The organism is Streptomyces griseicoloratus (genome assembly GCF_014534645.1).
In the GTDB taxonomy this organism is placed as follows: domain Bacteria; phylum Actinomycetota; class Actinomycetes; order Streptomycetales; family Streptomycetaceae; genus Streptomyces; species Streptomyces griseicoloratus.
This window is the reverse complement of sequence record NZ_JACVQF010000210.1, coordinates 1-22,536: the sequence shown is the minus strand read 5'-3', so window position 1 is coordinate 22,536 and position 22,536 is coordinate 1. Positions and strand designations below refer to the sequence as shown.

The 22,536-nt window shown below is 69.7% G+C and carries 18 protein-coding genes; 13 read left to right on the top strand and 5 right to left on the bottom strand.

The genetic code is table 11. The features are described 5' to 3' along the window. Positions 1 to 2: 2 nt before the first annotated feature. The 4 genes from H0H10_RS24385 (at position 3) to H0H10_RS24370 (ending at position 4,007) form a co-directional block, all read left to right on the top strand. Positions 3 to 1,784 (top strand): hypothetical protein, encoded by a 1,782-nt coding sequence (locus H0H10_RS24385; protein ID WP_188183237.1) that lies wholly within the window; start codon positions 3 to 5, stop codon positions 1,782 to 1,784. A gap of 129 nt (positions 1,785 to 1,913) precedes the next feature. After that, positions 1,914 to 3,122, top strand: a complete 1,209-nt coding sequence (locus tag H0H10_RS24380; protein ID WP_188183262.1) for a S8 family serine peptidase — start codon at positions 1,914 to 1,916, stop codon at positions 3,120 to 3,122. Positions 3,123 to 3,265: 143 nt separating this feature from the next. Continuing rightward, entirely contained in the window at positions 3,266 to 3,613 is a 348-nt protein-coding gene (locus H0H10_RS24375; protein ID WP_188183236.1) for a WXG100 family type VII secretion target, read from the top strand. Positions 3,614 to 3,707: 94 nt separating this feature from the next. Further along, positions 3,708 to 4,007 (top strand): WXG100 family type VII secretion target, encoded by a 300-nt coding sequence (locus H0H10_RS24370; RefSeq protein ID WP_188183235.1) that lies wholly within the window; start codon positions 3,708 to 3,710, stop codon positions 4,005 to 4,007. A 94-nt stretch (positions 4,008 to 4,101) separates the two neighbouring features. Here the strand turns inward: H0H10_RS24370 and H0H10_RS24365 are convergent, their stop codons facing one another. Continuing rightward, the gene (locus tag H0H10_RS24365; RefSeq protein ID WP_188183234.1) at positions 4,102 to 5,121 is read right to left on the bottom strand and encodes a hypothetical protein; all 1,020 of its coding nucleotides are present in this window, start codon (positions 5,119 to 5,121) and stop codon (positions 4,102 to 4,104) included. After that, entirely contained in the window at positions 5,118 to 9,092 is a 3,975-nt protein-coding gene (eccCa, locus tag H0H10_RS24360) for a type VII secretion protein EccCa (RefSeq protein WP_188183233.1), read from the bottom strand. The genes H0H10_RS24365 and eccCa overlap by 4 nt, the downstream gene beginning before the upstream one ends. A gap of 329 nt (positions 9,093 to 9,421) precedes the next feature. On the opposite strand from eccCa, the gene eccD reads away from it, so the two are divergent. Beyond that, positions 9,422 to 10,933 carry a type VII secretion integral membrane protein EccD gene (eccD, locus tag H0H10_RS24355; protein ID WP_188183261.1) on the top strand — a complete coding sequence of 504 codons (1,512 nt, stop codon included), beginning with the start codon at positions 9,422 to 9,424 and terminating at the stop codon, positions 10,931 to 10,933. A 436-nt stretch (positions 10,934 to 11,369) separates the two neighbouring features. Here eccD and H0H10_RS24350 read toward each other — a convergent pair whose 3' ends face one another. Next, the gene (locus tag H0H10_RS24350) at positions 11,370 to 11,666 is read right to left on the bottom strand and encodes a DUF397 domain-containing protein (RefSeq protein WP_188183232.1); all 297 of its coding nucleotides are present in this window, start codon (positions 11,664 to 11,666) and stop codon (positions 11,370 to 11,372) included. A gap of 299 nt (positions 11,667 to 11,965) precedes the next feature. Here H0H10_RS24350 and rpsO point away from each other — a divergent pair, with 299 nt between their 5' ends. From rpsO to H0H10_RS24325, 5 genes are all read left to right on the top strand, one after another. Beyond that, complete coding sequence (rpsO, locus tag H0H10_RS24345; RefSeq protein WP_004924725.1) at positions 11,966 to 12,253, top strand: 30S ribosomal protein S15; 288 nt, start codon at positions 11,966 to 11,968, stop codon at positions 12,251 to 12,253. Between the two features lie 325 nt (positions 12,254 to 12,578). Next, positions 12,579 to 14,801 carry a polyribonucleotide nucleotidyltransferase gene (locus H0H10_RS24340; protein WP_188183231.1) on the top strand — a complete coding sequence of 741 codons (2,223 nt, stop codon included), beginning with the start codon at positions 12,579 to 12,581 and terminating at the stop codon, positions 14,799 to 14,801. Next, entirely contained in the window at positions 14,798 to 16,177 is a 1,380-nt protein-coding gene (locus H0H10_RS24335; RefSeq protein WP_188183230.1) for a M16 family metallopeptidase, read from the top strand. Before H0H10_RS24340 ends, H0H10_RS24335 begins: the two co-directional genes overlap by 4 nt. 41 nt (positions 16,178 to 16,218) lie before the next feature. Next, entirely contained in the window at positions 16,219 to 16,971 is a 753-nt protein-coding gene (gene dapB, locus H0H10_RS24330) for a 4-hydroxy-tetrahydrodipicolinate reductase (protein ID WP_188183229.1), read from the top strand. 13 nt (positions 16,972 to 16,984) lie between these two features. Further along, the gene (locus H0H10_RS24325) at positions 16,985 to 17,440 is read left to right on the top strand and encodes a tetratricopeptide repeat protein (RefSeq protein ID WP_188183228.1); all 456 of its coding nucleotides are present in this window, start codon (positions 16,985 to 16,987) and stop codon (positions 17,438 to 17,440) included. 82 nt (positions 17,441 to 17,522) lie between these two features. Here the strand turns inward: H0H10_RS24325 and H0H10_RS24320 are convergent, their stop codons facing one another. Further along, positions 17,523 to 18,077, bottom strand: a complete 555-nt coding sequence (locus tag H0H10_RS24320; RefSeq protein WP_188183227.1) for an SCO5741 family PH domain-containing membrane protein — start codon at positions 18,075 to 18,077, stop codon at positions 17,523 to 17,525. Between the two features lie 114 nt (positions 18,078 to 18,191). Further along, positions 18,192 to 18,431, bottom strand: coding sequence for a hypothetical protein (locus H0H10_RS24315; protein WP_188183226.1), 240 nt, complete (start codon positions 18,429 to 18,431; stop codon positions 18,192 to 18,194). A gap of 197 nt (positions 18,432 to 18,628) precedes the next feature. Here H0H10_RS24315 and thyX point away from each other — a divergent pair, with 197 nt between their 5' ends. The 3 genes from thyX to H0H10_RS24300 all read left to right on the top strand — a co-directional run bounded on the left by thyX (position 18,629) and on the right by H0H10_RS24300 (position 22,316). Continuing rightward, positions 18,629 to 19,369, top strand: a complete 741-nt coding sequence (thyX, locus tag H0H10_RS24310; protein WP_188183225.1) for an FAD-dependent thymidylate synthase — start codon at positions 18,629 to 18,631, stop codon at positions 19,367 to 19,369. A gap of 211 nt (positions 19,370 to 19,580) precedes the next feature. Beyond that, positions 19,581 to 20,480, top strand: a complete 900-nt coding sequence (gene dapA / locus H0H10_RS24305) for a 4-hydroxy-tetrahydrodipicolinate synthase (RefSeq protein ID WP_188183224.1) — start codon at positions 19,581 to 19,583, stop codon at positions 20,478 to 20,480. Between the two features lie 150 nt (positions 20,481 to 20,630). Next, entirely contained in the window at positions 20,631 to 22,316 is a 1,686-nt protein-coding gene (locus H0H10_RS24300) for a ribonuclease J (protein WP_188183223.1), read from the top strand. The last annotated feature ends 220 nt before the right edge of the window (positions 22,317 to 22,536 follow it).

Genomic DNA, 22,536 nt, shown 5'->3' with positions numbered 1-22,536 from the left:
CGATGACCGACAAGCAGCATGAAGGAGACCTGGAGCGGGTCTCCCAGCAGAACTCGTTCACGGACTTCACCCGCAATATCGAAGAGAAACCCGGCGGTGGGCTCTTCAACAATCTGGTGCGCTCGGCGGTGGAAGCGACGCCGTTCGGCAAAGCGATGCACGGTCGCACCAACTTCGAGGACTACCGTCTCAACGACATGATCGACCTGGTCGAGCAGACCAACCCGGAGGACCTGGAGTCTTCGGGCAAGGCCCTGTGGGACGCGCGGGACGCCATCACGGACGCGGCCAAGGAACTGGACGGCCACATCGAAAGGGTCCACTGGGTCGGAAAGTCGGGGGAGGCATTCCGTAAGTGGGGTCGCTCCCTGGTCGCCAGTACGTATGAGCTGAGCACCTTCGCAGGTGGGGCGGGCGATCAGATCACCGCGGCTGCCATGGGGCTTGCGGCGGTACGCAAGGCCATGCCGCCACGTGATACGCGCCCGGAAGAGAAGGCACTGCTGCCTCGTGAGATCCCGACGCCCAAGCAGGTCGACGGTAACGAGGAGTACGCCACGGCGGTCCGGGTGGAGAAGGATCGCCAGGAGGCGATCAACCAGATGAACCGGCTGTCGTCGTATTACGCGGTGGCGCAGGAGCGGCTGGTTGAGCTCAAGACTCCGGAGTTCACGACCATGCCGGACGTGGGCGTCCCGAAGCCTGTGCCTAGCAGCGGCGACCGCTTTTTTGCTTCGGGTGGTGCGGGTTCCGCGGCGCCGCAGACAAGCAATTCAACGATCTCTGCCGAGCATCGGTCGGTGGCCGCCACATCGGGCCCGGTCGCACCGCAAGGCTCAAGCGACGCTCCACTGCGGCCCACGGATGCGACACGTGTGACCGTGGAGCCTGACGACATGGTCGGAACGACCATCGACAGCGTCGGCACCCTGCCGCCGCCCTCAGCGCCGACCAGTACCGGTAACACCGCTCCAACCGTAGGCGCCCCCGGCGGAAGCAGCGGCACACCCAATGCATTCGGGAGCGGCTACGGGGCGCCGATTGCCAACCCGATCTCGAGCAAGGGTATGGGCGGCTCAGGCGGCGTCCGAGGCCCGATTAACGCCCAAGGACGAGCAAGCACGGCAGGCGTGAGTGGTGCGGGCCCGGGGCGTACTGGAGGCAGCGGTCCCATCAGCCAGATGGGACGTGCGACGCCGAGCGCTGAGCCAGTCGCGAAGGGCGTTTCTCCTGGCGCGAAATCCTTCCCGATGGGCCCCGGAGTGACCGGCGGTACCGCGAGGCCGGGCGCGGCGCCTGCGCCGAGGCCCCACGGCGGCGCGGCAACGGGTGCTGGGCACGCGAACGGTGTGGTGGGGGGACGGCCCGTGACCGGCGCTGCCACGCCGGCGAAGAGTGGGCCGAGGATCCCCCGGGGAACGGTGGTTGGCGCCGAGGCAGCAGCCGGAGCCCGGCCGGTCGACCGGCGTCCCGGCCAGCACGGTGTCTTTGGTGGACCGACGCCGGCCGTAAGGTCCGGTTCCAGCATCAACGCGCCTCGGAGTGGCCCGGCGGCGTCCGGGGCCGTCACCGGCAACCCTGCCGCACGCAACTCCGCGGCCAGTGCCGAGCGGAACGGCATGACCCGTGGGGGCGCCGGGCTCGTGCGCGGGCCAGGCGGTCGCGGAAAGACGAACGAAGATCGGGACAGGACAAGGGCATCGCGTCCTGAGCCCCAGGCCGAAGAAGACGAGACTCATCTGCCCACCGACCAACGACGCGGCGTGCCGCCGGTCGTCAACTAAGCGCTAGCGAGGACATACAACGTCATGAAGCCAGGGACCAGCCGACTGGCCGAGCGGAGTGCCTTCCGCAGGACACGTTGCAGGCGGCGAGTACGCGCGGTGAGCGCGGTCGTCGGCGCCTTGGCGGCTATGAGTGTGGGCTTCGCTCCGAACGCTGCGGCGGTCGATGCCCAGTCCGAGCAGTGGTACTTGAAGCCGATGCAGGCCGAGCAGATGTGGAAGGTCAGCACAGGAGAGGGCATCAAGGTCGCGGTCATTGACACTGGTGTGAATCCCAACACGGATTCACTTAAAGGTCAGGTGCTGGTGGACGAAGTCCCCAAAGAGGTCGCGTACGGTGCTACGGACGACTACACGGGCCATGGCACGAGCATGGCTGAGTTGATCGCAGGTACAGGGGCCAATGGCGGTGTGCAGGGTCTCGCACCTGGTGCAAAAATTGTCCCGTACCGCATCCATCTCAACGGCCTGACAGGGGCGGAAGACAAGCGAAAGACAGCCCAGGCCTGGGATGCGATCAAGGCTGCGGCTGACACCGATGCTCAGATCATCAGCATGTCTTTCGGTTCTGAATTCGTCGATCCGGACGAAGAAGAAGCGATCAAGTATGCAGCTTCGAAGGGCAAGCTGCTCGTTGCCGCTGTTGGAAACGATGGGCAGAAGACCGGCAAGATCGGTTATCCGGCAGCCTACTCGTACGTCCTGGGTGTGTCGGCGATGAATGAGGACAGCAGAATCCCGGACTTCGCCTCTTACGGGAACTACGTTGACCTCGTAGCACCGGGTGAGGACATTCCTGGCTACTGCCAGGCCAGTTTCCAGTCGTATTGCCACGACCTCGAGGGAACAAGTGCCTCCGCGGCCATCGTCTCCGCCTCTGCGGCCCTCATCTGGTCCGCCCACCCCGACTGGACGGCCAATCAGGTCACCCGAGCGCTGATCGATACCGCGAGCCGCAAGTGGCCGAAGGACGAGCCGACTCAGCACGCCGGTTACGGAACGGTGCGTCCTCGTAAGGTCCTTGAGAACGCGAACTACGACGCCGGCCCCGCGTACAAGGACCCGCTCGCCAAGTGGAACAGGGACGAGGGGGAGCCGCTGGTGACGGAGATTCCGCCGTCCACTGCAGCCTCCCCTTCTGCAACACCCTCGTCACAAGGCGCTGAAGCCTCTTCTGAGGGAGCGAAGGCGGCAGCAGGATCGGAGTCGGAGACGGTGGCAGCGGATGCCTCGCGCGACGACAACAGCACGCTCTGGATCGTGCTGGGTGCTGCCGCAGCAGTGATCGTGATCGGAGGCGGCGCACTCGCCGTTCTGCGGACGCGGCGCGCCAGGTGACGTCGACCACGTCAGCCGCCCGAGCCCTGCGCTGCTCGGCCAGGGCGTGGAGAACGTGCTCACCGCTGTAGGGCGCTGAGCCGCACAGTTGGATCCGGGTAAACAGGCGGATCCCGAGAGGAAAGAGGGAGGGCAGGCGGACCATGGCCGTCGACCAGAAGCTTGAAGATGCAGCAGTAGTCAAGCTGCAGAAGGACATGTACGAGAAGTTCGAGAACATCCGGAAGCGGGTGCACAACCTGCAGGGTGTGATCGACAGCCTCGAGGGCCAGTGGCACGGCATCGGTCGTGCCGCGTTCGACACGAAGCAGTACGAGATCAACACGTCGCTGCAGAACATGGGCCGCATCCTCGGTGACGTCATCGAGGCGATGACCGCGACGCGCAACATCAAGGACAGCAAGGAAGACGAAGTCCGCGCGGCCGTGAACAAGATCAACGTCAACGACGGTGCCCCCACGGTGCAGTCGTCGCCGTTCAGCTCGTTCTGACACGAGCGGGATTCAGGCACCGGCAGGCCAGGACGCTGGCCGGGATTGCCGGTGCAGTCATCAGCCACAGGTGAGGGAAACGAGGTAGGCAGGGATGAGCCGTAACGCGGACGGTCTGCAGGTAACGTACGACGGACTCGACTTCGCGGCGACCAACATCGCCAACGAGGCCAAGCAGCTCGACGAGGACATCCAGCAGCTCCGGCAGATGGTGGTCAACAGCAAGCAGTACTGGGTGGGTAAGGCCCAGGACACCTTCGACGAGAAGCTGCGGCGCTGGGACAAGGAAGCCAGCGACATCCACCAGGCCCTGATGGGCATCGGCCACGTCGTGGGCCAGTCGGGCGGTACGTACATGGAGGGTGACCTGGCGGCGTCCAGGTACCTGCAGTAGTCGACGTGGTCAACCGCGGCCGGGGCCGCGGCAGCGAAGAGGGTGGGCGTGCGCGGGAGACGCCCACCCTCTTCCCGTTCTCCCCGTTTCCGGGTCAGCCCGGCAGCGTGAGGTCCGTGCAGCCATGGCGCTCCGCGGACCGCTCGGCGAAGGCGCGCAGCGCCGACCGGAGGAAGTCCTTGGTCGGGGCCGCGTACACCGACGCGGAGATGGTGAACACCGCTCGGACGGTGGAACCCGGGCAGGACGCCGTCGCCAGCGCATGGCTGTGCCCGAGTCCGGACCGGGCGCCCGACGGCGTGCGCAGGCGCTGCGCGTAGGGGCCGAACGCGGCTTCCAGGCCGTACAGGACCTCGTCGCGTGCTTTCGACTCGCCCAGCAGGCACCCTTCCAGCGGTGCGCTGCCCGACGGCTTGCTCTCCTTGATCCAGTCGATCCACTGGGACTCGGGGAACCGGATGCCGGCGCACGTGCCCGACGCGCTCTCCGGCGCGGACATGCCGCCCGGCGCGTGGATCTTCGGTATGCGGCCGCCGAATCCGGCCTCGCACGACGAGGAGCGCGCCGCCTTGCGGGCGATGCCCGTGGCCAGTTCCGCCATGGCGCGGGCTTCCTCCGGATGGTCGTGCGAATCGTCGCCCTGGATGCTCACTACGAGGGACGCTTCCCTGCCGGCATCCCTGTCGGCACAGGGCAGCACGACAGCCGTGTCGCGCATGTCGGTGTAGCCGCGCCAGCCCCCGCCGAGCGCCACAGGAGTGCGGTCGGACGGACCCGCGTCCAGTGCGCCGAAGATGTCGGGACCCGTGTCCGACGCGACGGCGTCCTCACGGATCAGCCCGACGGTCACCGTCAGGTCGGCGACCTGGCACGAGCGGTAGCGGTCCTCGCCGTATCCGTACTCGTCGTCGCGCGACAGGCCGACCTCCGTGTTCAACTCCGTGAAGACGGCCGACTCCGCGTACGGGATGAGGCCGCCGCAGTACGAAGCGAGCTTGTCCTCGTAGCGCCAGCCCTTTCCCGTCTCGCTCCACCGGTACCAGCCGTAGCCCACCGCGGCGGCGGCCGTCACCAGCAGGACGCAGCCCAGCGTCACCCACCGGGCGGCCTTCACTCCCCGTTTCCGTCCTGCACCAGCCCCACCTGGACCAACGGCTTCCCCCGCCGCCGCGAGACGAACACCCCCCGCCCCGGCGGCATCGGGCGCGGGCGGACCCCGCCCAGCAGGTCGCCCTCGGCCGGGTCGCCGCTGAGGACGACGCCCTGGGCGCCGAGTTCCTTGATGCGCTGCATGAACGCCTCGTAGCCGGCGCGGCTGGCACCCGCGGTGGAGCGGGCGATGATGAAGCGCACGCCGACGTCGCGGGCGAGGGGGAGGAGTTCGGTCAGGCCGGCCAGCGGGTTGCCGCTCGACGTGGCCACCAGGTCGTAGTCGTCGATGATGATGTAGACCGTCGGGCCCTGCCACCAGCTCCGGTCGCGCAACTGCTGCGAAGTGACGTCGGCCGTCGGCGTACGGCGCTGCATGAGCTCGGCCAGCGCGTCCATGTGGTGCTGCATCTGGTTGGACATCGGGACGTACTCGGCCAGATGCGAGGGCGGCGTGACGCCGAGCAGGGAGCGGCGGTTGTCGATGACGAACAGCTTGCAGGTGTCGCCGTCGTAGCGCTCGGTGAGGCGCTGGATGAGCAGCTTCAGCAGGTTGGACTTGCCGGACTCGCTCTCGCCGAAGACGAGGAAGAACGGGTCCTGCTCGAAGTCCACGAACACAGGCTCCAGGTTGTCCTCGTCGAGCCCGAAGGAGACACCGCGCTGCGGGAACCGGTCGCCGGGGGGAAGCCGGTGCGCCGGGAACTCCCTCGGCAGCAGCCGCACCGCCGGAGCACCGGGCTGCTGCCAGTGCCGGGCGACCTCGGTCGCGAGCGCCTGCGTCGCCTCCGCGAGGTCCGTGTCGGAGGACAGGCCGTCCATGCGCGGCACCGCCGCCATGAAGTGCTGCTTCTGCGGGGTCTGGCCGCGGCCGGGCACACCCGTGGGCACGTTGGCCGCGACCTTGCGGTCGAACTCGGAGTCCATGGGGTCGCCGAGCCGGAGCTCCAGGCGGTTCATCAACTGGTCCTTGAGGTTTCCGCGGACCTCCATCGAGCGGGACGCGGTCAGGATCAGATGGATGCCGTAGCCGAGGCCGCGGGTCGCGATGTCCAGGACGATCGGCTCCAGGGCGTCGTAGTCCGTACGGAAGTTCCCCCAGCCGTCGATGACCAGGAACACGTCGCCCCAGGGCTGGTCGGTCACCGAGATGTCGCCGCGCGCGCGGCGGGCGCGGAACTCCGCGATCGAGGAGATGCCCGCCGAGCGGAAGTACTCCTCGCGGCGCGTCATGACGCCGTACACCTCGGCCGCCGTGCGCCGGACCTTCTCGGGGTCGAGGCGTGAGGCCACGCCGCCCACGTGCGGCAGTCCCGCCACGGCCGACAGGCCGCCGCCGCCGAAGTCGAGGCCGTAGAACTGGACCTCGTACGGGGTGTGGGTGAGCGCGAAGGACGAGATGATCGAGCGCAGCAGCGTCGACTTGCCGGACTGCGGTCCGCCCAGGATCTGCATGTGGCCGGCCGAGCCGCCGAAGTCCACCCACAGCGGGTCACGGCGCTGCTCGTACGGCTTGTCGACGAGGCCGACGGGCACGACGAGCCGTCCCGCGCCCTCGTAGCCGGGCTGGGTCAGGCCGCGGCCCGGCACCTCGGCGAGGCCCGGCAGCAGGGCGTCCAGCGAGGGCGGGCTGTCCAGCGGCGGCAGCCACACCTGGTGGGCGGCCGGACCCTGCGCCTCCAGGCGCCGTACGACGACGTCGAGCACGGTGTCGGCGAGCGCGTCGTCGGTCTCGTCCCGGCTCTCCTCGCGCTGCGGCGGCACCGCGACATGCTGCACCGGGACCTCGGCCGCGGTGAACAGCACAGGCCGGCGGTCGACCGGGAGGGGGCCGCCGTAGGAGGCCGCCTGCTGTGCGCCCGTGCGGTACACGCCCGAGACGTACGCGGCCTTGAAGCGCACCATCTCGTCCGTGCCGAACTTCAGGAAGCCGGAGCCGGGGACGTTCGGCAGCTCGTAGGCGTCCGGCACGCCGAGCGCCGCCCGCGACTCGGCCGCCGAGAACGTGCGCAGACCGATCCGGTACGACAGGTAGGTCTCCAGGCCGCGCAGACGGCCCTCCTCCAGGCGCTGCGAGGCGAGCAGCAGGTGCACACCCAGCGACCGGCCGATGCGGCCGATCTGCACGAACATCTCGATGAAGTCGGGCTTCGCCGTCAGCAGTTCGCTGAACTCGTCGATCACCAGGACGAGGGACGGGATCGGCTGCAGCGCGGCACCGGCGGCGCGCGCCTTCTCGTAGGCGTGGATGTTGGCGTAGTTGCCCGCGTCGCGGAGCATCTCCTGGCGGCGGTTGAGCTCACCGCGGATCGAGTCGCCCATCCGGTCGACGAGCGTCAGGTCGTCCGCGAGGTTGGTGATGACGGCCGCGACGTGGGGCAGTTGGGCCATTCCCGCGAAGGTGGCACCGCCCTTGAAGTCCGCCAGCACGAAGTTGAGGGTCTCGGAGGAGTGGGTGACGGCGAGACCGAGAACCAGGGTGCGCAGCAGCTCCGACTTGCCGGAACCGGTGGCGCCCACGCACAGGCCGTGCGGGCCCATGCCCTCCTGGGCCGCCTCCTTCAGGTCGAGCATCACGGGCCGGCCGTCCTCGCCGACTCCGATGGGCACCCGCAGCCGCTCGGACTGCGAGCGGGGCCGCCAGGTCCGCCGCGGATCGATGGAGGCCGCGTCGCCGAGGTTCAGCAGATCGGTGAACTCCAGGTTGGCGAGCAGCGGCTCGTCGTCGTCCCCGCCCGATGCCATGCGCATCGGGGCGAGCTGCCGGGCCAGGGCTTCCGCCGCCTCGTACGACAGGCCGTCGGGCGTGCCCTCGTAGACCATGCCGTGCGCCGATTCCAGGCGCAGCTCCTTCGGCTGCACGACGATTGAGAGGTCGCCGCGCCCGGTCGTGAGGTTGCCGGGTACGACCTCCAGCACGGTCACGCCCTGCAGGCCCTCCGGGCTCGCCAGCAGCGACGTCGGGGGCAGCGAGACGCCGTCCAGCACGACGACGAGGTGCGGCTGGTCGGGCACCGGCTGCCCGTCCGGGTGGAAGCGGGGGCGGCCCTGGAGCCGGGCGGCCAGCAGGTCCTCCAGCTCGACGGGGTCCGTCTTGATCAGCCGCATGCTGCCGGCGCCGTCCGCGACGCCCGGGGACTGCACGTGCGGCAGCCACTTCGCCCACTCCCACTCCTGCGCCGAGTCGCGTCCGGTGGCGACGGCGATGACCAGGTCCTCGGGGGAGTGCAGCGAGGCGAGCGAGGCCGTGACGGCACGCGCGGTGGCGCGTACGGTGCCGGGCTCACCGCTGACCGTCACGTGGTAGAAGGCGCGCAGGGAGACCGCCAGCGGCAGGTCCTCCAGGGTGTTGTGCGTGGCGACGAAGCGTTGCATGGCGCCCGTGGTGAGCGGCTCCAGCTGGTCCACCGGGGCCGTCTCCGGCGGGATCAGGGGCGTGGCCAGGGCCTGCGGGCCGAGGCCGACCCGCACATGGCCGAAGTCGGCGTCACCGGTGCGGCGCTCCCACACCCGGCTGCCCTCGGCGACCAGCGCCCACAGTTGCTCCGGTGAAGGATGCAGGTAGTACTGGGCGTCGCGCTGGGCCTCCGCGGTCTTCTGGGCGGCCCGCCGGGTCTGCGACAGGTAGCGGAGGTAGTCCCGGCGCATGTCGGCCATCTGCCCCTGGTTGCCGCGGCGGTAGCGGACCAGCATGGCGATGCCCATGGCGATCGTGGAGGCCACCATCACCATGCCCATGATCTTCATGAACGGCTGGGCCTGGGGGTTGAAGAAGAAGACCACGGATCCGCCCATGCCGAGCATGGGCAGCAGCTGCATCAGGGCGCCTTCCTGCTGCCCGCGCGGCAGTTCGGGCGGTGGTTGCAGCACGACCTCTTGCGTGGGCACGTCCTTCGGCAGCGTCCGTGGTGGGCGCTTGACGATGATGTGGCTCACTTCGCACCAATTCCCTTGCCCGGCTGACCCGTTCCGCCCGCCGCCCCGTGTCCGGCGAACGTCGATCGCGAAGGGCGATCCTACTGACACCCGCTGACAACGGCGGGCGGTAGGGTGCCCGTGAGACGTGTGAGCAGTTGCGAATCGGCCGGGCGGCCCGTGCACGGTGCGCCGTTCGACGCGAGCGTCTCCCGCGGCTGCGGACCGACGGCGCAGCCGGCGGGCGGGCGGTGTGCAACGACAGAACAGGAACGTTGTCCGGTGGGCAGGGCGCGACGGCACCGCGCCGTGTCCGCACAACCACCGACGAGGGGGAACAACAGGTGAGCATGACGGCCTCCGCGCCGGCCGGCGCGGCCGGCGGACCGGGCACCGGAGCCCCGGCGGGCTCAGGCGCCGGGCTCGGCTTCTGCCGGGTCACCATCGTGGCGCCCGACAGCCGTATCGACGTGGCACTGCCCGACGACGTACCGGTCGCGGACCTGTACCCGGAGATCCTGCGGTTCTCCCAGCAGAGCCCCGCCGAGGGCGCGCCGGTCGGCTACCACCTGGTGCGCCGTGACGGGACCGTCCTCGACAGCGCCCGGTCCTTCACGGCCCAGCGCATCCTGGACGGGGAGCTGCTCACGCTGCGCCCGTTCTCCGAATCCCTGGCGCCCGCCGTCTTCGACGACGTCTCGGAGGCGGTCGCCTCGGCCGTCACCCGTGACCGCACCCTGTGGGACGGCGAACTCACGCGTGCCGCCGGTCTGGTCGGGGCGGGCGTCCTGCCGTTGCTGATCGCGTTCGTGGCCTGGAGCTCCGAGGTCCGCCACGACATGCACAGCCTCCAGGGCATCGTCGCCGCGGTCTCCGGCGTCCTGCTGATCACCTTCGCGTGTGTCCGCGCCCGCGTCTACGACGACCGCGGCTCCGCGGTGGCCCTGGGGCTGGGCGGTCTGCCGAACATCGCCGTGGCCGGCTCGGGACTGGTGCCGCTCGCCGAGGGCCAGGGCATCGGACGCCTGCAGTTCCTCCTCGCGTGCGCGGCGGTCCTGGTCGCCTCCGTCGTGCTGACGCTGGTGTCGCCGGGCGGCGACAGCCCCTTCGTGGCCTTCGTCTTCTGCTCCACGGTCGGTCTGCTCACGACGTTCATCGCGATGCTGACACAGCTGAAGCCGATGGAGACGGCCGCGATCGGCGCCCCCCTGTCGGTGTGCGCCCTCGCGTTCCTGCCGGGTCTGTCCATGCGGTTCGCCCGGCTCCCGATCGGTTTCGAGCTGCCGGACGACTCGCGCGGCTCCTACACGACGGAGGAATCCGTCACTCCGGAACCCGTCGACACCGAGCGCATCGCCGCGCAGGCCCGCCGCGGCCATGAACTCCTCGCGGGTCTGGTCGGCGGCTGTGCGCTCGTCGCCGTGGGCGCGTCCATCGTCCTCAGCTTCTCCGGCAACGTCTGGGCGCAGCTTCTCGCCCTCGCCACGGGCATCGCGCTGCTGATGCGGGCCCACCTGTTCCGGTACACCGCCCAGGTCGCCGCCACGCTGGCCGGCGGACTGGCCTCGCTGGTCTTCCTCGGCCTGGGGCTCGCGATGAACCCGCCGGCGGAGTACGTGCGCGACGCGCTCCAGGGCGACTCCACGGCCCTCGACATCCGCAGCGTCTGGCTGGCGGCCGCGGTCGCCGCGGCCGTGGCGCTGGTCTGCGCCATCGGCCTGATCATCCCTCGCCGCGGCGTCACGCCCTTCTGGGGCCGCTTCACGGAGATCGCCGAAGCCTTCGTGCTCCTCACGCTGATCCCCCTGGCGCTCGCCGTGTTCGACGTCTACGCCGCGGCGCGGTCGATGGCGGGCAACTGACACAGGACGCGGGGGACGGCCCAGCGGGCGGAGCGTCCCCCGGCCGCCCACGGACAGGGCCCGCCGTACGGGCGAGGGTTTCGCCGTACGGGCCGGGGTGCCCGTCGTACGGGCAGGGGCCCGTGGCACGGGCAGGGCACCCGGCGACACGGGTGGGTCCCTCCGTACCGGCGCGCTCACTGTCTACGCCGCGGCGCGGTCGATGGGGGCAATTGGCGCAGGACGCGGGGGACGGCCCAGCGGGCGGAGCGTCCCTTGCCACCCACGGACAGGGGCCCCGCCGCAGGGACAGGGGCCTCGTCGCACGGACAATGGCCCCGTCCCGTCGCACGGGCAGGGCACCCGGCCGCACGGGTGGGTTCCTCCACACCGGCGCGCCCACTCACGGTGCGGGCGTCGGCCGGAAGGAACCGGGCAGCCCGCGCCGCGCCGTGCGTCACTCGCCGCCGGTCTCCCCGCTGCGCGGCGCCGGCTCCAGGTCGAATTCCCCGTCCCGCGCGCCCAGTACGAACGCCCGCCACTCCGCCTCCGTGTACCGCAGCACGGTGTCCGGGTCGAGCGACGACCGCATGGCCACGGCGCCGCCGGGAAGGTACGCGATCTCGACCCGCTCCTCGTGTTCCTCGGTACCGGGAGCGCTCAGCCATTCGACGCCGGAGATGTCGAGGGCGTACAGCTCGTCCCTCTCCCGCTCCTTGCGCGCTTTGAGTTCCCTGTCCTCGGCGTCGGCCATCGCGGTTCCGGTCCTTCCATGGGGGGTCAACGAGCTGTGCGGTCACCCTACTTGCCACCGTTGTCCCTGCTCAGCGGTTCGCCGATGTGCGTACCCGTAAGTACGTACCTGCGGCGGCGAAGCCGGAGGCGTCCGCCGAGGCTGGTACGCTGTGTGACGGCCGTTTGTGTACGCACCCCCGGAGCCCCCCAGGCCCTGGAGGCCGCGCCCAGCGGATCCCCGCCTTCCGAGTCACGGAAGATCCCCCGAGAAGCAGACCGGGGGCACTCGGAGGCCCATCAAGACCCAGAGGAGTACGCGTGTCGCTCGACGCCGCAGTGAAGAAGCAGATCATCTCCGAGTTCGGTACCAAGGAGGGTGACACCGGCTCCCCCGAGGTCCAGGTCGCTCTGCTGTCCCGTCGGATCTCCGACCTGACCGAGCACCTCAAGACCCACAAGCACGACCACCACTCCCGCCGTGGTCTGCTCATCCTGGTCGGTCAGCGCCGCCGGCTGCTGCAGTACCTGGCCAAGAAGGACATCCAGCGCTTCCGTGCGCTGGTCGACCGCCTCGGCATCCGCCGCGGTGCGGCGGGCGCCAAGTAAGACGCCGTGGAGGGAGCGGTTCCCATCGTTCGGGGGCCGCTCCCTTTGCTGTACGTGCGCAGTGTCACCGACGCTTTGTACTGTGGTAGCACAACGCAAGACGTACGACACAGCGTGATAGGGGCCACCCGCACCGGGTAGTGCCCTCACGCACCGAACGAAACGAGGAGGAGCGCGTCGCCGCCGCCGGTCCTCGGTAGTGGCCCCCGGGGGCAGAACCCCGGGTGCTTCGATCGAAGACCGGCCCGCATCGGACGGAGCGCTTCTCCGCCACCGTCCCCCCGCCACACGGGTGAGGAGGGACGAAGACGAGGAGAAAACGCTAGTGGAGAACGAGACCCACTACGCCGAGGCCGTCATCGACAACGGCGCCTTCGGCACCCGCACCATCCGCTTCGAGACGGGCCGCCTGGCCAAGCAGGCCGCCGGCTCCGCCGTGGCGTACCTGGACGACGACACCATGGTGCTGTCGGCCACCACCGCATCCAAGAACCCCAAGGACCAGCTCGACTTCTTCCCGCTCACGGTGGACGTCGAGGAGCGGATGTACGCCGCCGGCAAGATCCCCGGCAGCTTCTTCCGCCGTGAGGGCCGGCCGTCCGAGGACGCCATCCTCACCTGCCGTCTCATCGACCGCCCGCTGCGCCCGTCCTTCAAGAAGGGCCTGCGCAACGAGATCCAGGTCGTCGCCACGATCATGGCGCTCAACCCCGACCACCTGTACGACGTCGTGGCGATCAACGCCGCCTCCGCGTCGACGCAGCTGGCCGGCCTGCCCTTCTCCGGTCCGATCGGCGGCGTCCGCGTCGCGCTGATCCGCGGCCAGTGGGTGGCCTTCCCGACGCACACAGAGCTCGAGGACGCCGTCTTCGACATGGTCGTCGCGGGCCGCGTCCTGGAGGACGGCGATGTCGCGATCATGATGGTCGAGGCCGAGGCCACCGAGCAGACCATCAAGCTGGTCGAGGGCGGCGCCGAGGCGCCCACCGAGGAGGTCGTCGCCGCCGGTCTGGACGCCGCGAAGCCCTTCATCAAGGTGCTCTGCCGGGCCCAGGCCGACCTCGCCGCGAAGGCCGCCAAGCCGACCGCCGAGTTCCCGATCTTCCTGGACTACGAGGACGACGTCCTGGAGGCGCTCACCGCCGCCGTCCGCCCCGAGCTGGCCCAGGCGCTCACCATCGCCGGCAAGCAGGAGCGCGAGTCCGAGCTGGACCGCGTCAAGGCGCTGGCCGCCGAGAAGCTCCTGCCGGAGTTCGAGGGCCGCGAGAAGGAGATCTCCGCCGCGTACCGCTCGCTGACCAAGACCCTGGTCCGTGAGCGCGTCATCAAGGAGAAGAAGCGCATCGACGGCCGCGGTGTCACCGACATCCGCACCCTGGCCGCCGAGGTCGAGGCCATCCCGCGGGTCCACGGTTCGGCCCTGTTCGAGCGTGGCGAGACCCAGATCCTGGGCGTCACCACCCTCAACATGCTCCGCATGGAGCAGCAGCTGGACACCCTCTCGCCGGTGACCCGCAAGCGCTACATGCACAACTACAACTTCCCGCCGTACTCCACCGGTGAGACCGGCCGCGTCGGCTCCCCGAAGCGCCGCGAGATCGGCCACGGCGCCCTCGCCGAGCGCGCGCTCGTGCCGGTGCTGCCGACGCGCGAGGAGTTCCCGTACGCGATCCGCCAGGTGTCCGAGGCCCTCGGCTCCAACGGCTCGACGTCCATGGGCTCCGTCTGCGCCTCCACCATGTCGCTGCTGAACGCCGGTGTGCCGCTGAAGGCCCCGGTCGCCGGTATCGCCATGGGCCTGATCTCCCAGGAGATCGAGGGCGAGACGCACTACGTCACCCTCACCGACATCCTCGGTGCGGAGGACGCCTTCGGCGACATGGACTTCAAGGTCGCCGGCACCAAGGAGTTCGTGACCGCCCTCCAGCTCGACACCAAGCTGGACGGCATCCCGGCCTCCGTCCTGGCCGCCGCCCTCAAGCAGGCCCGTGACGCCCGCCTCCACATCCTCGACGTGATGATGGAGGCCATCGACCGGCCCGACGAGATGTCCCCGCACGCCCCGCGGATCATCACCGTCAAGATCCCGGTCGACAAGATCGGCGAGGTCATCGGCCCCAAGGGCAAGATGATCAACCAGATCCAGGAGGACACGGGCGCCGAGATCACCATCGAGGACGACGGCACGATCTACATCGGTGCCGCCGACGGCCCGTCCGCCGAGGCCGCCCGCACCACGATCAACGGCATCGCCAACCCGACGATGCCCGAGGTCGGCGAGCGCTACCTGGGCACGGTCGTGAAGACGACCACCTTCGGTGCGTTCGTCTCCCTGCTGCCCGGCAAGGACGGTCTGCTGCACATCTCGCAGATCCGCAAGCTGGCCGGCGGCAAGCGCGTGGAGAACGTCGAGGACGTGCTCGGCGTGGGCCAGAAGGTCCAGGTCGAGATCGCCGAGATCGACTCCCGCGGCAAGCTCTCCCTCATCCCCGTGATCGAGGGCGAAGAGGCCACCGACGAGACGAAGAAGGACGACGCCGACAAGTGACGTCCCGTAGCTCCAAGGCGACGGCCCGCACCTCCTCGGAGGCGCGGGCCGTCGCCCGTACCCAAACCCTCATCAAGGGTGAGAACGGCATCGGCACGGTCCGCAAGACCACCCTCCCCGGCGGCCTGCGCATCGTCACCGAAACCCTGCCCTCGGTGCGCTCCGCGACCTTCGGCATCTGGGCGCACGTCGGCTCCCGCGACGAGACCCCGGCGCTGAACGGAGCCACGCACTACCTGGAGCACCTGCTCTTCAAGGGCACGAACCGCAGGTCCGCCCTGGACATCTCCTCCGCCCTCGACGCGGTCGGCGGCGAGATGAACGCGTTCACGGCCAAGGAGTACACGTGCTACTACGCACGCGTGCTCGACACCGACCTGCCGCTCGCCATCGACGTGGTCTGCGACATGCTGACGGACTCGCTCATCCTCGAAGAGGACGTCGACGTCGAGCGCGGCGCCATCCTCGAAGAGATCGCCATGACCGAGGACGACCCGGGCGACTGCGTGCACGACCTGTTCGCGCACACCATGTTCGGCGACAACGCCCTCGGCCGCCCCGTCCTCGGCACGGTCGACACGGTCAACGCCCTCACCGCCGACCGCATCCGCCGCTTCTACAGGAAGCACTACGACCCCACCCACCTCGTGGTCGCCTGCGCCGGCAACATCGACCACAACAAGGTCGTCCGCCAGGTCCGCGCCGCCTTCGAGAAGGCCGGCGCCTTCAAGGACCCGGCGGCCCGGCCCATCGGCCCGCGCGCCGGCCGGCGCACCATCCGCACCGCGGGCCGCGTCGAGCTCATCGGGCGCAAGACCGAGCAGGCCCACGTCATCCTCGGCATGCCGGGCCTGGCCCGCACCGACGACCGCCGCTGGGCCATGGGCGTCCTCAACACCGCCCTCGGCGGCGGCATGTCCTCGCGGCTCTTCCAGGAGGTCCGCGAGAAGCGCGGCCTGGCCTACAGCGTGTACTCGTACACCTCCGGCTTCGCCGACTGCGGACTGTTCGGCGTGTACGCCGGCTGCCGGCCCTCCCAGGTGCACGACGTGCTGAAGATCTGCCGCGACGAGCTCGACCACGTCGCCGAGCACGGTCTGTCCGACGACGAGATCGGCCGCGCCATCGGCCAGCTCCAGGGCTCCACGGTCCTCGGCCTGGAGGACACGGGCGCGCTGATGAACCGTATCGGCAAGAGCGAGCTGTGCTGGGGCGAGCAGATGTCCGTCGACGACATGCTGGCCCGGATAGCCTCGGTCACGCCGGACGACGTCCGCGAGGTCGCCCGCGACATCCTGGGACGGCGGCCCTCGCTCTCGGTCATCGGCCCGCTCAAGGACAGGCAGGCGTCCCGGCTGCACGACGCCGTCGCCTAGGTCGGACAGGCCCCAACCCCTCCGGTAAGGAAGCAACAGACATGAGCAAGCTGCGCGTGGCGGTCCTCGGCGCCAAGGGCCGCATCGGGTCCGAGGCGGTACGGGCGGTCGAGGCCGCCGAGGACATGGAACTGGTCGCCGCCCTCGGCCGGGGCGACAAGCTGGAGACGCTGGCCGAGACCGGCGCGCAGGTCGCCGTCGAGCTGACCACCCCGGCGTCCGTCATGGACAACCTCGACTACTGCGTGCGCCACGGCATCCACGCCGTCGTCGGCACCACCGGCTGGACCGACGAGCGCCTCGCGCAGCTGAAGGGCTGGCTCGACCGGTCCCCGGGGACCGGCGTCCTCATCGCGCCGAACTTCTCCATCGGGGCCGTGCTGACCATGAAGTTCGCGCAGATCGCCGCCCCCTACTTCGAGTCCGTCGAGGTGGTGGAGCTGCACCACCCCAACAAGGTCGACGCCCCCAGCGGCACGGCCACGCGCACGGCCCAGCTCATCGCCGAGGCACGGCAGAAGGCAGGCACCGCTCCGGCGCCCGACGCCACTGCCACCGCCCTGGAGGGCGCCCGCGGCGCGAACGTCGACGGGGTCCCGGTGCACGCGGTCCGCCTGCGCGGCCTGCTCGCCCACCAGGAGGTCCTGCTCGGCGGCGAGGGCGAGACCCTCACCGTCCGGCACGACTCCCTGCACCACAGCAGCTTCATGCCCGGCATCCTGCTGGGCGCGCGCCGCGTGGTGAGCACCCCGGGCCTGACCTTCGGCCTGGAACACTTCCTGGACCTGAACTGAGCCCCGGACAGCCATGCGCGCGAAGATCTCCTACGTCATCACGGCCGCCGTCCTGGTCTTCTACTTCGCCCTGGTCGGCAGCCGCGGTGTGATGCTCATCGAAACCGGTACGCCGATCACCGTCGTCTTCGGCGTCGCGGTGCTCGTCCTGCCGGTGATCGGGCTGTGGTTCCTCTGGAAGAACACCCAGTTCGTCCGCAGGGCCAACCAGCTCGCCGCCGAACTCGACGCCGAGGGCGGACTGCCCGTCGACGAGCTCAGGCGCACCCCCAGCGGCCGGGTCGACCGCGACTCGGCCGACGAGGTCTTCGCCAGGCGCAAGGCCGAGACGGAGGACGCGCCCGACGACTGGCGCAGCTGGTTCCGTCTCGCCGTCGCCTACCACGACGCCCGGGACACCCCGCGCGCCCGCAAGGCGATGCAGCGGGCGATCGCCCTGCACGACGGCAAACGCGTCGAGACGGCCTGAGCGGCTCGTTCGCATCAGCCGGTTCAGACGCCGGTGGCCCGGTCCGCGTGTGCGGACCGGGCCACCGCCGTTCGTCACTCGCTCAGCCGCGCCGGTACTCGTCGGCCCACGCCTCCACGGTGTCGGCCGCCCGGTCGAAGGCCTCCGCCCGCGCGAGGAAGTCCGCGTTGTGGGTGGTCAGCAGCGGCGTCACGGCGCCCGAGCCCCCGCCCTGCCGGGCGAGCACGAGCGCCTGCCCCTGCACCGTGCGCGGCAGCCCGAGCCAGCGCACCGGCTGCTGCACCGTCCGCACGCTGCCGACCTGCGGCCAGGAGGCCGTACGGGTGGTGAAGAAGGCCACCTGACGCAGCCCGTGCGCACTCACCCACGTCCCCATGCGCAGCAGTCGCAGCGCACAGGCGATCACGACCGCCGCGAGGCCGAAGACCACGCCGGCGGAGGACATCGAGCCCGTCGCCGCGATGATGACGCCGGCGAGCAGCACGAACGACGCGAGCAGCAGCATCAGCGCGGCCGCGCCGACGCGCCACGGCCCCGGCCGGTAGGGGCGGCGCCAGCTCTCCCGGTCGTGGTGGGGGAGCGACACATCGTCGGTCGTGTCGAAGGCGCGGTCGGCCGTCAGGAAGGGCAGGGGCACGGCTGGTCCTCACTCGTCCATGGCGTGGGCTGTGCCCGGTGAGGTTATCGGCCTGTGTCTCCCGTCACCACCATCGGGGTCCGCAGGGAGGGTCGGCGCCGGGCCGGTGACGCCTCAGCGTCCGTCGGACGCCTGCGACTGCTGGGTCTGCGCGGAGGGCTGCTCGGACGAGAGCGCCGGCATCCCGATGACCAGGGAGCCCACGAGCCCGGCGACGATGGTGAGGCCCAGCAGCCAGCGCCCGGCTATCTGACCGAAGGACGCCCGCTCGCGGGGCGGCGGAGTGACATTGCTGCGGAACCTGTCGGCTTCGGCGACGAAGGCGAACGGGACGGGTTCACGCCGACGGATCATCGGGGGTGCGTCTCCTTCCGGGATCGAGGGATCGAGGGATCCAGAGATCGGGTGGATCGTTGTTACTCATACAGACGAACGAACGACCTCGCGGGTGCCCTCTTTCACCGATTTCATCGCGCACGCCACCGAACGCCCCGTTTGGCGGCACGTAGAGTGGCTTCGCCAAGCGACGAGATGGGAAGGCCCTCCACACCGTGACCGACACCCCCGCCGACGATTTCAAGATCGAACTCCGCAGCGACGTCACCGTAGAGCTGGTGAAGAGCAGCGCGACCGACGCCGACGTGCTGTTCGCCGCCCGCGTCTCGACCGCCGGGGAGCAGTCCCTGGACGAGCTGAAGAAGGACCCGGAGCGCTCCAAGGGCCTGATCAACTTCCTGATGCGGGACCGGCACGGCAGCCCGTTCGAGCACAACTCGATGACCTTCTTCGTCAGCGCCCCGATCTTCGTCTTCCGCGAGTTCATGCGGCACCGCGTGGGCTGGTCGTACAACGAGGAGTCGGGCCGCTACCGGGAGCTCCAGCCGGTCTTCTACGTCCCCGACGCCTCCCGCAAGCTGGTCCAGCAGGGCCGGCCCGGCAAGTACGTCTTCGTCGAGGGCACCCCCGAACAGCACGAGCTGGTCAGCCGGTCCATGGAGGACTCCTACCTCCAGGCCTACCGGACCTACCAGGAGATGCTCGCCGCCGGCGTGGCCCGCGAGGTCGCCCGCTCGGTGCTGCCCGTCGGCCTGTACTCCTCGATGTACGCCACCTGCAACGCTCGCTCGCTGATGCACTTCCTCGGCCTGCGTACCCAGCACGAGCTGGCCAAGGTCCCCTCCTTCCCGCAGCGCGAGATCGAGATGGTCGGCGAGCGCATGGAGGCCGAGTGGGCCCGCCTCATGCCGCTCACGTACGCCGCCTTCAACGCGAACGGACGCGTGGCGCCGTAACGCCCCTGCGCCTCCCGGGCGGGGACAGATGTGCGCATCAGCCTCGCGAAGTGTCCGTATTGCGGCGTTTGGAGAAGTTCATCTAGCCTGATCAAAGGGACCCGGCACTGCTTGAACCCCCGAGCAGGCAGTGCCGGGCTCCACCTCTGTCCAGGCCTGCCGCATCCCCCGAGGGCAGACCCCGCCCTGAGCAACGAGTAGCGTGTAACCCATGGCTCCGACCTCCACTCCGCAGACCCCCTTCGGGAGGGTCCTCACCGCCATGGTCACGCCCTTCACGGCGGACGGCGCACTCGACCTCGACGGCGCGCAGCGGCTCGCCGCCCACCTGGTGGACGCAGGCAACGACGGCCTGATCATCAACGGCACCACCGGCGAGTCCCCCACCACCAGCGACGCGGAGAAATCGGACCTGGTACGAGCCGTCCTGGAGGCCGTCGGCGACCGTGCCCACGTCGTCGCCGGCGTCGGCACGAACAACACCCAGCACAGCATCGAGCTCGCCCGCGCCGCCGAGCGCACCGGCGCGCACGGCCTGCTGGTCGTCACGCCGTACTACAACAAGCCCCCTCAGGAGGGCCTGTACCGGCACTTCAAGGCCATCGCCGACGCCTCCGGGCTGCCGGTCATGCTCTACGACATCCCCGGCCGCAGCGGCGTCCCCATCAACACCGAGACGCTCGTCCGCCTCGCCGAGCACCCGCGGATCGTCGCCAACAAGGACGCCAAGGGCGACCTCGGCCGCGCGAGCTGGGCCATCGCGCGCTCCGGCCTCGCCTGGTACTCCGGCGACGACATGCTCAACCTGCCCCTGCTCTCCGTGGGCGCGGTCGGCTTCGTCTCCGTCGTCGGCCACGTGGTCACCCCCGAACTGCGCTCCATGGTGGAGGCGTTCGTCGCGGGCGACGTGCACAAGGCGACGGAGATCCACCAGAAGCTGCTCCCGGTCTTCACCGGCATGTTCCGCACCCAGGGCGTCATGACCACCAAGGCCGCACTGGCCCTCCAGGGCCTGCCCGCCGGACCGCTGCGCGCGCCCATGGTCGAGCTGACGGCAGAGGAAACCGAACAGCTCAAGATCGATCTTGCCGCCGGCGGGGTACAGCTCTGACATCGGACTTGGCACGACCGCACGACCGGACTTCACAACTGAATAGGCAGGCCACCGGTGCCTGCACCCACAACGACAATTGCTTCTGCACGAACGTCACGCGCGCCACGTGCCACACCGGTACGTGGCGCGCGTGGTGAGGAGAGTCTTTTGAGTCATCCGCATCCCGAACTGGGCCCGCCCCCGCCGCTCCCCGAAGGCGGCCTGCGGGTCACCCCACTCGGCGGTCTCGGTGAGATCGGCCGGAACATGACGGTCTTCGAGTACGGCGGCCGCCTGCTGATCGTCGACTGCGGAGTGCTCTTCCCCGAGGAGGAGCAGCCCGGAATCGACCTGATCCTGCCGGACTTCTCGTCCATCCGGGACCGTCTCGACGACATCGAGGGCATCGTCCTCACCCACGGCCACGAGGACCACATCGGTGGCGTCCCGTTCCTCCTGCGCGAGAAGCCGGACATCCCGCTGATCGGTTCCAAGCTCACCCTGGCCCTCATCGAGGCCAAGCTCCAGGAACACCGCATCCGCCCGTACACCCTCGAGGTGGCGGAGGGGAACCGGGAGCGCATCGGCCCCTTCGACTGCGAGTTCGTCGCGGTCAACCACTCCATCCCCGACGCGCTGGCCGTGGCCATCCGCACCCCTGCGGGCATGGCCGTCCACACCGGCGACTTCAAGATGGACCAGCTCCCGCTGGACAACCGCCTCACGGACCTCCACGCGTTCGCACGTCTGAGCGAGGAGGGGATCGACCTCCTCCTCACCGACTCCACGAACGCCGAGGTCCCCGGTTTCACCCCGCACGAGCGGGACATCTCGGGCGTCCTGCGCCAGGTCTTCGCCGGCGCCCGGAAGCGGATCATCGTGGCGAGCTTCGCCAGCCACGTCCACCGCATCCAGCAGATCCTGGACGCGGCGTACGAGTACGGCCGCCGGGTCGCCTTCGTCGGCCGCTCCATGGTCCGCAACATGGGCATCGCCCGGGACCTCGGCTACCTGAAGGTCCCGCCGGGCCTGGTCGTGGACGTCAAGACCCTCGACGACCTCCCCGACAACGAGGTCGTCCTGGTCTGCACGGGCTCGCAGGGCGAACCGATGGCCGCCCTGTCCCGCATGGCCAACCGGGACCACCAGATCCGCATCGTCGAGGGCGACACGGTGATCCTGGCGTCGTCCCTCATCCCCGGCAACGAGAACGCGGTCTACCGCGTGATCAACGGCCTGACCCGCTGGGGCGCGAACGTCGTCCACAAGGGCAACGCCAAGGTCCACGTCTCGGGCCACGCCTCGGCCGGCGAGCTGCTGTACTTCTACAACATCTGCCGCCCGAAGAACCTGATGCCGGTTCACGGCGAATGGCGCCACCTGCGCGCCAACGCCGAACTGGGCGCCATGACCGGCGTCCCCCACGACCGCATCGTCATCGCCGAGGACGGCGTGGCGGTCGACCTCGTCGAGGGCAAGGCGAAGATCTCCGGCAAGGTCCAGGCGGGATACGTGTACGTCGACGGCCTCTCCGTCGGCGACGTCGGCGAGCCGGCGCTCAAGGACCGCAAGATCCTCGGTGACGAGGGCATCATCTCGGTCTTCGTGGTCATCGACTCGTCCACCGGAAAGATCACCGGAGGCCCGCACGTCCAGGCGCGCGGCTCCGGCATCGAGGACTCGGCATTCGGCGAGGTGATCCCCAAGATCACGGAAGCGCTGGAGCGTTCGGCGCAGGACGGCGTCGTGGAGCCCCACCAGCTCCAGCAGCTGGTGCGAAGGACCCTCGGCAAGTGGGTCTCGGACACCTACCGACGCCGCCCGATGATCCTCCCTGTGGTGGTGGAGGTCTGACGGACCGTCGGACACCCGTCCGCGTGAACCAGGAGCGGGGCGCCACGATTTGCATCGGGGCGCCCCGCTCCAGTACGTTTACAACTCCTCCCGACCGGGAACCCCACCACCTCGTGCGGTGGAGCGAGTCCACGGCGGGGCGGAAAACTCCGAGTCAGAACTTCTGATAAAGTCGGAACCGCCGGAAAGGGAAACGCGGAAGCGGGAACCTGGAAAGCAC

What these genes read in the sequence shown, in the direction of transcription:
- H0H10_RS24385 (WP_188183237.1), top strand. Translation starts at nt 3, where the DNA reads ATGACCGACAAGCAGCATGAAGGAGACCTGGAGCGGGTCTCCCAGCAG.
- H0H10_RS24380 (WP_188183262.1), top strand. Translation starts at nt 1,914, where the DNA reads ATGAGTGTGGGCTTCGCTCCGAACGCTGCGGCGGTCGATGCCCAGTCC.
- H0H10_RS24375 (WP_188183236.1), top strand. Translation starts at nt 3,266, where the DNA reads ATGGCCGTCGACCAGAAGCTTGAAGATGCAGCAGTAGTCAAGCTGCAG.
- H0H10_RS24370 (WP_188183235.1), top strand. Translation starts at nt 3,708, where the DNA reads ATGAGCCGTAACGCGGACGGTCTGCAGGTAACGTACGACGGACTCGAC.
- eccD (WP_188183261.1), top strand. Translation starts at nt 9,422, where the DNA reads ATGACGGCCTCCGCGCCGGCCGGCGCGGCCGGCGGACCGGGCACCGGA.
- H0H10_RS24350 (WP_188183232.1), bottom strand. Translation starts at nt 11,666, where the DNA reads ATGGCCGACGCCGAGGACAGGGAACTCAAAGCGCGCAAGGAGCGGGAG.
- dapB (WP_188183229.1), top strand. Translation starts at nt 16,219, where the DNA reads ATGAGCAAGCTGCGCGTGGCGGTCCTCGGCGCCAAGGGCCGCATCGGG.
- H0H10_RS24325 (WP_188183228.1), top strand. Translation starts at nt 16,985, where the DNA reads ATGCGCGCGAAGATCTCCTACGTCATCACGGCCGCCGTCCTGGTCTTC.
- H0H10_RS24315 (WP_188183226.1), bottom strand. Translation starts at nt 18,431, where the DNA reads ATGATCCGTCGGCGTGAACCCGTCCCGTTCGCCTTCGTCGCCGAAGCC.
- dapA (WP_188183224.1), top strand. Translation starts at nt 19,581, where the DNA reads ATGGCTCCGACCTCCACTCCGCAGACCCCCTTCGGGAGGGTCCTCACC.